Origin of the sequence: Exiguobacterium sp. UBA1053 (assembly GCF_002316465.1) — a bacterium.
GTDB classification, from domain to species: domain Bacteria; phylum Bacillota; class Bacilli; order Exiguobacteriales; family Exiguobacteriaceae; genus Exiguobacterium_A; species Exiguobacterium_A abrahamii.
Genome location: NZ_DCDO01000013.1, coordinates 31,371 through 42,259 on the forward strand (window position 1 = coordinate 31,371; position 10,889 = coordinate 42,259).

General features: G+C 46.7%; 11 protein-coding genes. All 11 read right to left on the reverse strand.

Annotated elements, in window-relative coordinates:
* Positions 1-6: 6 nt before the first annotated feature.
* Positions 7-348 carry a hypothetical protein gene (locus B3G15_RS07955; RefSeq protein WP_023468553.1) on the reverse strand — a complete coding sequence of 114 codons (342 nt, stop codon included), beginning with the start codon at positions 346-348 and terminating at the stop codon, positions 7-9.
* A gap of 15 nt (positions 349-363) precedes the next feature.
* Positions 364-1,374, reverse strand: a complete 1,011-nt coding sequence (locus B3G15_RS07960; protein WP_290719787.1) for a S66 family peptidase — start codon at positions 1,372-1,374, stop codon at positions 364-366.
* Positions 1,375-1,562: 188 nt separating this feature from the next.
* Positions 1,563-1,925: a DUF779 domain-containing protein gene (locus B3G15_RS07965; protein WP_023468555.1), complete on the reverse strand. Its 363-nt coding sequence runs from the start codon at positions 1,923-1,925 to the stop codon at positions 1,563-1,565.
* Positions 1,926-1,947: 22 nt separating this feature from the next.
* Positions 1,948-3,468 carry an aldehyde dehydrogenase gene (gene adh / locus B3G15_RS07970; RefSeq protein ID WP_214859903.1) on the reverse strand — a complete coding sequence of 507 codons (1,521 nt, stop codon included), beginning with the start codon at positions 3,466-3,468 and terminating at the stop codon, positions 1,948-1,950.
* 198 nt (positions 3,469-3,666) lie between these two features.
* Positions 3,667-4,191: a TraR/DksA C4-type zinc finger protein gene (locus tag B3G15_RS07975; protein WP_023468557.1), complete on the reverse strand. Its 525-nt coding sequence runs from the start codon at positions 4,189-4,191 to the stop codon at positions 3,667-3,669.
* A 68-nt stretch (positions 4,192-4,259) separates the two neighbouring features.
* The gene (locus tag B3G15_RS07980) at positions 4,260-5,057 is read right to left on the reverse strand and encodes a hypothetical protein (RefSeq protein ID WP_050678284.1); all 798 of its coding nucleotides are present in this window, start codon (positions 5,055-5,057) and stop codon (positions 4,260-4,262) included.
* A gap of 238 nt (positions 5,058-5,295) precedes the next feature.
* Positions 5,296-6,438: a mannitol-1-phosphate 5-dehydrogenase gene (locus B3G15_RS07985; RefSeq protein ID WP_290719793.1), complete on the reverse strand. Its 1,143-nt coding sequence runs from the start codon at positions 6,436-6,438 to the stop codon at positions 5,296-5,298.
* A gap of 2 nt (positions 6,439-6,440) precedes the next feature.
* Entirely contained in the window at positions 6,441-6,878 is a 438-nt protein-coding gene (locus tag B3G15_RS07990) for a PTS sugar transporter subunit IIA (RefSeq protein ID WP_231884652.1), read from the reverse strand.
* Between the two features lie 34 nt (positions 6,879-6,912).
* Positions 6,913-8,343: a PTS mannitol transporter subunit IICB gene (locus tag B3G15_RS07995; RefSeq protein WP_064299708.1), complete on the reverse strand. Its 1,431-nt coding sequence runs from the start codon at positions 8,341-8,343 to the stop codon at positions 6,913-6,915.
* Positions 8,344-8,535: 192 nt separating this feature from the next.
* On the reverse strand, positions 8,536-10,548 hold the full coding sequence (locus tag B3G15_RS08000; protein WP_290719798.1) for a BglG family transcription antiterminator: 2,013 nt from the start codon (positions 10,546-10,548) through the stop codon (positions 8,536-8,538).
* On the reverse strand, positions 10,541-10,834 hold the full coding sequence (locus B3G15_RS08005) for a hypothetical protein (protein WP_290719801.1): 294 nt from the start codon (positions 10,832-10,834) through the stop codon (positions 10,541-10,543). Before B3G15_RS08005 ends, B3G15_RS08000 begins: the two co-directional genes overlap by 8 nt.
* Positions 10,835-10,889 lie beyond the last annotated feature (55 nt).

Genomic DNA, 10,889 nt, shown 5'->3' on the forward strand with positions numbered 1-10,889 from the left:
TTTCCGTTATAGCTCGATCTTCAGTTGAGCAGCATGGTCATCCTCTTCATCCTGCAAGACTTGTTGACGTAATCGTTGTTCTTGTTGCTGACGCCGGTAGGCAAACTCTTGGACAAGCTCTGTACCCGTGAATCCATCTTCTACGAGTTCGCTCAATAAATCTGTTTCTGTCTCGACGACCTCCCCCGGACGTCGCATGACGAGAACATCTCCGACTTGTGCAATCAGCAATTCATCTTCTAGACGAAGTGCATCGTAAAATGGTTCCGGTAACGTCATACGACGTGTCTCCGGGTTGATATGGACGCGTTTATAAACGCCTAGTGCTTGAAACTTACGACGTGCCATTGCGTGCTCTCCTTTTTAGTTGAACGTCAGATCGATTCGTGAATCTTTTCCTTGAATACGAACCGTACCCGTCGCTCCATTGATTAACGTCAACTGTGGCGGCTGATGACCGATGTCAAGATCGTATAAGACTGGTAAGCCCGTCTCATCCGCTAGATATTGGTACACGTCTAGCCATGTCAGATCTTCTGTAATCCTTGCAGACGTACGCCCGAATAAAAAGCCAGCCGCATGGTCAAACCACCCAGCATACGCCATTTGTCGCAGTGTCCGGTGCACCTCTGCCGAATTCGCTTCAGACACCTCGAAGTACCAGAGTATCGGTTCTCCGTTTATTTCTTCACGCTGGAAACGCTGCACATCTCCATACGGTGTCCCAATCAGATGGCGAATCGTCTCCAGACATCCACCAAGTAAACGTCCGGTCACCTCGGTTCGCTCATCAAGTGCTTTCCATTCCGTCGCTTCCGTTAGCTGAAATAACGAACCTGCTGGACGTTCTTCATCAGTCCACTCGGGTTGATAACGATCGGAAGCCCACTGTGTGACGGTTCCTCCAGTTGGCGTCGCGAGCACCCGTCGCCAGGCACTTGTCGTCTCGTCCCATTCTTCACTTCGAAGCTCAACGAAATTTGGACCATGTGCTGTCGCGATTCCCGTCTGAAGCGTCAGACTGAGCAATAACGTACTGATATCGGAATAGCCAAGCAACCATTTTGTTTGGTAAGTAGCTAGCGTCAACTCGGGGAATAGATCAATGGCGCGTTCCCCGCCAAATGGCGGGATGACGGCATCAATCGTCTCATCCGTCATCATGTGATTCAATTCTTCGGCGCGTTGTTTGACCGGTGCACTCTCAGCAAGTTGATGCGACCAAATCGTTTCGCCTAAACGGACGTTCATTTGCCGTGCTTGTACCTGTTCAACTGCTTGTTCGACCCATTCCTGTTGCTGTTCACGTAATCCGGAGGAGGGCGCCGTCACTCCGATCGTTTGACCTGTCCAACCTAAAAATGGATATTTCATGGTGACCCCCTATAATGTCATAGTGTGGAACTATCTTCTCGTCAAAATATGAGTTCATTATACCGTTCTTATGCCGCATTACCAACTTTTATCCTGTTAGAACGTCGTGATACGAACAAAAAACACGATTCCGTACAAGCGACCTGAATGAACAAGTCGCATCGACGAAACCGTGTTTGATTCCTTTATTAGCTTGATGCTGATAGTTCAGCGTATTCCTCTTGCGTGAACGCACGGGAGCGTGTCAAAAAACGTTTCCCTTCGACACCTTCAAGAGAGAACATTCCGCCTCGACCATCCACGACATCAATGATGAGTTGCGTATGTTTCCAGTACTCATATTGATCTTCATGAATATAAAACGGACAACCACCGATCTCTCCCAGTTTTTTATCCTGATCTCCCAGGAATAGATCACCCTGCGCAAAACACATCGGGGAACTGCCATCGCAACAACCACCAGATTGATGAAACATCAACGGACCGTGTTTTTCTCTCAACTGGTCGATTAACTCTAAACAAGCTGCTGTCGCCTGAACACGTTCCACCATTTGCATCCACGTCCTTTCCGACTTAGAAGAAACCGAGTTTATTCGGGTTGTAACTAACGAGTAGGTTTTTCGTCCGTTGGTAATGGTTGAGCATCATCTTATGGTTTTCACGTCCGATCCCTGACATTTTGTAACCACCAAACGCCGCGTGAGCTGGATATTGGTGATAACAGTTCGTCCAGACGCGTCCTGCTTCGATCGCACGCCCAAACCGATAAGCACGGTTCATATCACGTGTCCAGACGCCCGCACCAAGACCATATAACGTATCATTCGCAATTTCGAGTGCTTCTTCTTCCGTCTTGAATGTCGTGACCGATAGAACCGGTCCGAAAATTTCTTCTTGGAAGATTCTCATCTTATTGTGTCCTTTGAAGATCGTTGGTTGGATGTAATATCCTTCTGCGAGATCCCCTTCGAGCATGTTGCGCTCTCCACCGATGAGACATTCTGCGCCTTCTGACTTACCGATTTCAAGATATGAAAGAATTTTCTCCATCTGCTCGTTCGAAGCTTGAGCACCCATCATGACGTCCGAATCAAGGGGATTTCCGATCTTGATGGCTTTGACGCGCTCAAGAACACGTTCCATGAACGGTTCGTAAATCGATTCTTGAATCAAGGCACGCGACGGACACGTACAGACTTCTCCTTGGTTCAACGCGAACATCAGTAATCCTTCGATTGCTTTATCGAAGAAAGCATCGTCTGCCTGCATGATATCCTCAAAGAAGATATTCGGTGATTTCCCACCGAGTTCGAGTGTGACTGGAATCAAATTTTGTGATGCGTACTGCATGATCAAACGTCCTGTCGTCGTCTCACCCGTAAAGGCGATTTTTGCGATTCGTTTGCTTGAAGCGAGCGGTTTCCCTGCTTCAAGACCAAAACCGTTGATGATGTTAAGAACACCCGGTGGGAGTAAATCCTCAATGAGCTCAACGAGTACCATGATGCTCGCTGGTGTTTGTTCTGCTGGTTTTAAGACGACGCAGTTCCCTGCCGCGAGTGCTGGCGCTAGTTTCCAGACAGCCATCAGGAGTGGGAAGTTCCATGGAATGATTTGACCAACGACGCCAAGTGGCTCATGGAAGTGATACGCGACCGTATCTTGATCGAGTTCGCCGACCGAACCTTCTTGGGCACGGATGACGCCGGCGAAATAACGGAAGTGATCGATTGCGAGCGGTAGATCGGCGTTGAGTGTCTCACGGACCGCTTTCCCGTTCTCAAGTGTCTCTGCATAAGCGAGCATCTCAAGGTTTTCTTCCATCCGATTCGCGATTTTATTTAAAATGTTTGAGCGTTCCGTTACAGACGTTTTCCCCCATGCTTCTTTTGCCGCATGTGCTGCGTCAAGAGCCAGTTCGATGTCTTCCTTACCGGAACGAGCGACTTGACACAATACTTTACCGGTAACAGGTGTTACATTATCAAAATATTCTCCCCCGACAGGTGCCGTCCACTTTCCATTGATGTAATTTTCATACCGTTCCTTGTACTGTACCTTTGACCCTTGCTTGTTCGGAATGTCATAAATCATGCTTTATTTCCTCCCTCAACTAAAATGGTCAAGCAGTGAGACGGATGCTTGTATGCGCTTACATTTTAATATAGGCTAAAAACAGCCCTCTCGATACCATCGTACCAAAATTATATGAAAAGTCAAAAAATTCCGGTAACTATTTATGATTTTTTTTCGAGAAAAAAACATCTCCATTTTCGGGAGATGTTTTGCCGGTCAAGACCGTGTCGGGTCAATTCCGTCTTCTTGGTCAGACGGTGTATCAGAACTACCAAAGTCACTCACTTTCGAGAATCCGTCCGTATCACCGTCGATGTCTTTGCCGCGGGCTGTGACAGATGGATCCAGTACGTCTTCTTCGCTTGGTCGCGAATTGGGATCGTTCTCGTTTTGTTCTGCTTCTTCTTTTGCATGCTCGATGCATAATAACGTTTCCGGAATGATATCAAGACGTTCAATCTCAATCTCTTTTCCACAGACCTTACAAATGCCATACGTTCCGTCCTCGATCGCTTTTAGGGCACGGTCCACATCCGAAAGCATATCCTCTTGCATGTCCGTGATTGCTTGATCGCGTTCCCGCAAGAACAATTCATCGCCGGAATCGGCAGGATGATTATCGTAACTCGACAATTCACCTTCATCGTAGTCGGTATCGCGTTGTTCGATGTTTGATGTCGTCTTTTCTTTTTCCTTTAATAACCGTTGCTTGAATTCTTCCGTCTGTTGTTTAGATAACATGATTGTTCGACTCCCCTTCGTTAGAACCTCTGTTAAGAATGTAGCCTATTCGAAGAAGAGTTAAACCATCACGAACACTTATAAGAACGAATTGATCCATGAAGATCACAGATGACCGTCATGCATTCATTCCCATCGTTAAAACAAATCTGATGTGATCGTCCGTTCTTGGATGTCGTGATGTCATCAATCCACAGTTGCGAAGCATCTGCCGAAGACAGCATCGCAATTTTGTCACGAATCATGAATAAATCAAACGGTAACAGATTCAAGGATTGAATCGTCAAACCATGTTTACGGAAGAGTGGATCAAGCTGATATTGCGAAAGACTATACAAACACTTCTCGGCCCCACCAATCAACAACTGAATCGAATGGGAGGGCTCATGACTATCGATGCGCTCCTTGTGCAGGATGATTCGTCCTCGAACACCAGACTCATTGAAAATTCGTTGCGTATCCTCTTGTGAAAGGCGTGGTCCACCTTCCTTCACCTTTAAGACGATGTGGGCGAATTCAGCAAAATCAGGTTTCCCGATTTCAAGAGCCGGGATATGACGGACTTCTTCGCGTTCAATGATTTCAATCAAGTCACGCTCAACTTGGACACTGACCGTATCTGTCGAAAAGACACGGACGTCGATCACGAATTGATCAAGTACCGCATTTACTTCGATCGTGTACGTCAAATCAAGGTTTTTTTCTTGTTCAACCAATAGTCGATTCAAGATGAGTTGATGCAATAAATGGACTGGCGTACGCGAAGAAAATTGACTCGAATAAATCAAATGTTTTGGTCCGGTTCCTTTTGTAGTTTTTGGTCGTGCTCCGTTTAATCTATATACGTTCACTTTATAATTCAACATATGATCACCTTCTCTTACCTGAAAAATCGGAATAGAGATGTTCCGTTCATATAGCGTACAATGTATTTTAATCGCTAAATATTCGTTTTCGAATATTCCAAATTTAATATACAAATTGTAATCAAATTGTGATAGAAGAATTTCAAAAACTGATCATTTCGATGACGACACGTCGCATTTAATTCGATATACAAAAACACCTTTCACATCCCGTGAAAGGTGTTGAGAACACTTATTCTTAAGCAATCGAATTGACTTGTTGTTGCATCGCTTCATAATGTTCGATGATTCGAGATCCAAGTGGATCCGTTGCCGATAATTGTAAATACGCGTTTAGCGCATCTTTGATTCCATGTTTCGTAATATATGCATTTAATTCTGAAGATTCTGAATCATTTGGATCGAAATAGGTTAGAGCTGCTGCGATCCCACGCGCTAATCCATCTGCTTCGATGCCACGCTCCATCAATTCCTTTGCTGGTTTGACGAGTCGGTCACTTGGACTCAGTTTACGAATCGGTGAACGAGCGACACGTATGATTTCATCATGAATCCGCGGGTTTTCAAAGCGTTTCATATTCTTTTGGATATACGCACTATGATCGACCGGATTAAAGCCGTACTTTTCAAGTAATAGCCATCCTGTTTCGTAAAGTGCTGTCTGGACACCACGACGGATGCGTGGATCCTTTAAACTTTCAGCGATTGTCTCTTTATGGAATAGTGCTCCGAGATAAGAAGCGATCGCATGTCCCGTATTAACGGTGAACAGCTTCCGCTCGATGAACGGTTCGATGTTCTCGACATAGGTGACGCCTTCGATCCGTGGATAGTCTTCCGGTAGTCCAGTCGTTTCAATCACCCATTCGAAGAATTCTTCCACTTCGACGTACAACGGGTCTTCATGATGCTGAAACGGCACGATCCGGTCAACCGCTGCATTCGGGAAATACCAGTTCTCCGCTACCGGCTGATGTTTCGCCACCTCTGTTTGCAAGTGTTTTGACCCACCAATCATGTTCTCACACGCAATGACGTAGACAGGTGTCTTTTGATCACGTTGACGTAACCCTTCCGCGATCAAAGGAGCTACTTTCGACAACAAGCTCGGACCGACAGCTGTTGTAATCACATCTGCATCGCGAATCGCTGCAATGACTTGATCCGGTTCAGACAAACTGTTGAGCGCCGTTACGCCGTCGACCCGTTCACGTCCCCCTTGTTCAGAGGCATAACCGACCTCATAGGTATGGCGTGCTTTTAATGCATCGACGACCGTCGTATTGACATCTACGAAACAGACTTCGTAACCCGTCTTGACAAGTTGTAAGCCGATGAAACCACGTCCGATGTTACCGGCACCAAAATGGATGGCTTTCATGGTTACACCTCCGCTGTCAATAAGGCGATGATTTCTTCTTTTGATGTCGCTGCCACGATACGCTCGACGTTCTCCTCATCGGAGCAAATGACCGCGATATTCGAGAGCAACTCGAGATGTTCGTCCCCGACGCCAGCGATACCGATGACGAGTCGTGCTTGTTCCGTTCCGAACGTTACGCCTTGCGGTACTTGTAGAATCGATAGTCCTGTTTTCTTGACTTGTGATTTAGCCGACTCTGTTCCGTGGGGAATTGCGACATGATTACCGATATAGACCGTCGATAAAGCGTGACGCTCTTGCATTGAATCGATATAACCCGCTTCGACATATCCATGATCGACGAGGAGTTGACCGGCAGCCGTAATGGCTGCCGTCTCGTCTGCGAATTGTTGGTCCAGTAATACAAGTTCCGGTGAAAGGTTCATTGTCGTTGTCATGTTTATTCCTCCTTGAATATCTCTATCTTTATTTTTAAGAAATCTTATTTCTTGCTGTTTCGATCTCATGAACGAGTTGATCATAATATCCTGCATTTAAGAAATTATCGACTGATCGGTGTTCTGCCGTTGGTACTTGTTCCTTCGCCCGCTCCGTCAAATCACGATGCGTGATGATCAGTTCGGCGTTTGGCGGCAATTGACTGATCGACGTATTCGTTACCTTGATCGGTAAGCCCGCTTTATTGATCTTATTGCGAAGGACGGATGCTCCCATCGCACTCGATCCCATACCAGCGTCACAAGCGAAGATGATGTGTTCGACTTCCGCAAGTGGTTTGGCATCAGCTGAAACGAGTGTCGAGGCAATCGATTGTTTTCCTTTCATCGCACTGACGTTCGCGCTTGCTTCTTCAAGGGATGTCTCTTTTGCTTTGCTTGTCTTCAGCAGAACAGTTGAGACAACGAAGGTCACAGATGCTGAAACAAGGACACCGGCGATCAATCCGACGTAAGAACCGCGGGATGCCATTGCAAGAACCGCAATGATACTACCTGGTGAAGCAGGTGCAACTAAACCGACATCAAATAGGACGAATGTGAGGATCCCACTCATACCACCTGCGATCATCGCAAGCAATAAGACCGGCTTCATCAAGACATAAGGGAAGTAAATTTCGTGAATCCCACCGATGAACTGAATGAACGCAGCACCCGGTGCTGTTTTCTTTGCTGCACCAGAACCGAAGAACGAGTAAGCGAGTAACAATCCGAGACCCGGACCGGGGTTAGCTTCGAGTAAGAACAGAACTGATTTGCCCGCCTCGTTTACTTGATCGAGACCCAGTGGGCTTAAGATGCCGTGGTTGATGGCGTTGTTCAAGAATAAAATTTTCGCTGGTTCGATGAACAAACTCGCTAATGGTAGCAAGTGTGCACTGACGATCGCACCAACTGCTGCAGCCATGATGTCGTCAAGACCTGTCATGAGTGGTCCGAATACTTTGAATCCACCGAGCATCAACAAACCACCGATGATTCCGACCGAGAAATTGTTGACGAGCATTTCGAGACCTGGTTTGATTTTTCCTTCGATCAACTGATCGAACTTTTTGATGACGTATCCGCCAAGTGGTCCCATGATCATGGCACCGAGGAACATCGGAATCTCTGTTCCGACGATGACCCCCATCGTCGCGAGCGTCCCGACGACGCCCCCTCTGACGTCATGCATTAATTTTCCGCCTGTGTATCCGATCAGCAACGGTAAAAGATAGGTGATTGTCGGACCGACGAGTTCACCGAGTTCCTTATTTGGTGCCCATCCAGTTGGGATGAACAGTGCCGTGATGATCCCCCAGGCGATGAATGCACCGATGTTCGGCATGACCATACCGCTTAAAAAGCTTCCGAACCGTTGAACTTGTACACGGATGCCCCGTGCTCCATTTTGAGCTGTCGCCATTGCGTTAGCCTCCATTTCGTGTATGAGTTGATAAGATGATTGCTTTGCTATGACCTTATTGTAAGAGTACTGCAAGCGCTTACTCAATCTTTCCTAGTTCAGTCTTTGTCCAAGAAGTTGGACAGACTGAAAAGAAGCCTGCTTGACGTGAAAAAATCCCTGTCACTTCAGGAATGGAGTGACAGGGATTTTTCAAGTGTGACCTAGGAATTGATCAATGACCGTTCGAAACGTTCGATTCAAAAGCAGACGAATCGTCTGTTCCTCCCCGAACTCGAATTGATCCATTTGTTCGGGACTCTCGATGATCGCAGCACTGATCGAACTGAGTAATTCAAGCAGTTCGTTCGAGGTCTCTTCCGGTGCGACCAAGACGAGGAGCCGTTCGACGGATTGTAACTGTTGATCCATTCCGAGCAAGTCGATCGGTTCAGGCAATTCAAAGATGAGGAATCCCCCTCGTTGAATCGTCGCATCGCGTCCGTGAAACAGCGCAAGCCGCGTTCCCGGAATACCAAGACCTGACATCTCATGACGACGTAGCAATTGTCCAGAGAGCGACACAGCTGACTTCGCTAATCTTTGCTCGACCATGCGTGTACTGATTTCAAACAAGAGCGATTCAATCCCATCGCCCACGCGCTCTAACCGTTCCATTCGGAATCCGTCCGATACTTGAATGGACGATGCAACGAGCCGATGCAATTGCTCAAGATCGAGCCATTCCGTTTTCGTCTTTCGCGGTGCCGGTTGAAAGGATTTAGGCAAGGCGAGAATTAATTTCCGGATACGTTCGACCTCATCCTGAGGAAGCAACGGGTTGACGAGAAGATGTGGTGGGCGAATATCAGGCAACGGCACAGTCGACAAAACGAAGTCGTACGAGTCGATTGGTAACCGTTCGATGCCAAAAAGGGACGAGTTATCGATGTGCTCGAGTTCAGCGAATTCTTGCCGTAACCGGTTCATCAATAACTTCGAAGAACCGAGTCCAGCAGAGCAAACGACGAGAACACGATATGGTAGTTTAGGTGTCGGTTTACTCAGGACAGCTCCGAAATGCATGACCCAAAATGCTAAATCCACGTCTTCAAATGTCGCATCGGTGAAGATAGACAGCGCTGCTTGTTTGACCGCATCGAACAAGCGCGGATATTCCCGTTCGATTTGTTTGATGACATAGGACGGATTGACGCTATTTTGACGTGTGTACGATTGAATATGCGAAACGAGTCCGCGTTCTAGCGCATGATCCTTCGTAAAGTTCGTTCCATATAGTAAGGAAACATGCTCAATCAATCGTTTTACACGAAGGCGCGTGACGAGTTCTTCCGTATCCCCTGCGTCCGATTGAAAGAAAGCACGCAATTCTTCTGATAACCATTGGCGTTCAGCAATCGACAACGTGTCAGGTAAACGCTCTTCGACGCGTTCCACCCATTTGAGGATTTCGACCGGATACGCTTTTAACTCGTAACGCATCGGAAACTGATCTTTGCGTAACGCTTGTAAAGCTAAGCTGAGTGTCGCACGCATGATTTGTCGGTCATTGAGACGCCCTTCTTTCGTCAATGATGCTATGACCGCGTACGCTTGATTGATCATCTCAAGCCAGGATGTTCGATTCATGCGTAACAGATGAGGTAATTGCCCGGCGTCGCCTTGTAACAAGCGATAGAAAGCAAGAACATCCCATTGCGTAAAGATCAATGAAATCAGTAAACGGCGTTTGTTGATTTCTTCGCCGATGACTTCGGCACCAATACCTTTTTTTCGCTTGATTTCAAGGTCATATTGTAGAAACCATTCATCAATCCGCTCTAAATCCTGGCTAACCGTGCTCGGAGCCACATACATCGCATGGGCGATTGCCTGTAATTTGACCATCCCTTCTTCTTGTAGTAGCCGATACGCTAACTCGACTTGGCGATCTTCAGCGTTAGGTAATTGTTTATGTGACAACAAGAGTTGGTCCCGTAATGCATGTTTGGCTTCGTCTGTTCCTTCAATTAAGAGACCTCTGCCGCGGACATATGTCAAACGCAAGTCATGATCTTCTAAAGATTGGGCAAGACGATCGCGTTCACGTTGAATCGTTCGTTCCGATGTCTCGAGTGTTTCCGCGATCTCTTGTATTTGAACAGGTTCTTCGCGTGATAAGAGGAAAAATAAGATATCATGTTCCCGTGGTGTAAATTCAGTCATGCAGCCTCACTCTTTTCTGCCAAGATTCGAGGATGACATCATATGCAGTCGGATCAAGAACCCGATCGACTGGATGCACCGAACAATGTGTTTTCCATACGTGTCGATGGACGAGTTGCGTTTCTCCGACGATAAAAGATGCCTGATCAGGTAGTTCTGCGATCCGACATGTCTTAACGTCTGTCGTAATACCGCATTCAAGTAAGCGCTTTCTTAAAATCGTAGCACCCATGACACTACTCGCTATTCCACTCTCGCATACGAAATAGATGATTTCTGAATTCATCTGTCATACCTCCTCTTCATTTTATAAGAATAGCAGAAATATTTTCGGTGTTTCA

What these genes read in the sequence shown, in the direction of transcription:
- B3G15_RS07955 (WP_023468553.1), bottom strand. Translation starts at nt 348, where the DNA reads ATGGCACGTCGTAAGTTTCAAGCACTAGGCGTTTATAAACGCGTCCAT.
- B3G15_RS07960 (WP_290719787.1), bottom strand. Translation starts at nt 1,374, where the DNA reads ATGAAATATCCATTTTTAGGTTGGACAGGTCAAACGATCGGAGTGACG.
- B3G15_RS07965 (WP_023468555.1), bottom strand. Translation starts at nt 1,925, where the DNA reads ATGGTGGAACGTGTTCAGGCGACAGCAGCTTGTTTAGAGTTAATCGAC.
- adh (WP_214859903.1), bottom strand. Translation starts at nt 3,468, where the DNA reads ATGATTTATGACATTCCGAACAAGCAAGGGTCAAAGGTACAGTACAAG.
- B3G15_RS07975 (WP_023468557.1), bottom strand. Translation starts at nt 4,191, where the DNA reads ATGTTATCTAAACAACAGACGGAAGAATTCAAGCAACGGTTATTAAAG.
- B3G15_RS07980 (WP_050678284.1), bottom strand. Translation starts at nt 5,057, where the DNA reads ATGTTGAATTATAAAGTGAACGTATATAGATTAAACGGAGCACGACCA.
- B3G15_RS07985 (WP_290719793.1), bottom strand. Translation starts at nt 6,438, where the DNA reads ATGAAAGCCATCCATTTTGGTGCCGGTAACATCGGACGTGGTTTCATC.
- B3G15_RS07990 (WP_231884652.1), bottom strand. Translation starts at nt 6,878, where the DNA reads ATGACAACGACAATGAACCTTTCACCGGAACTTGTATTACTGGACCAA.
- B3G15_RS07995 (WP_064299708.1), bottom strand. Translation starts at nt 8,343, where the DNA reads ATGGCGACAGCTCAAAATGGAGCACGGGGCATCCGTGTACAAGTTCAA.
- B3G15_RS08000 (WP_290719798.1), bottom strand. Translation starts at nt 10,548, where the DNA reads ATGACTGAATTTACACCACGGGAACATGATATCTTATTTTTCCTCTTA.
- B3G15_RS08005 (WP_290719801.1), bottom strand. Translation starts at nt 10,834, where the DNA reads ATGAATTCAGAAATCATCTATTTCGTATGCGAGAGTGGAATAGCGAGT.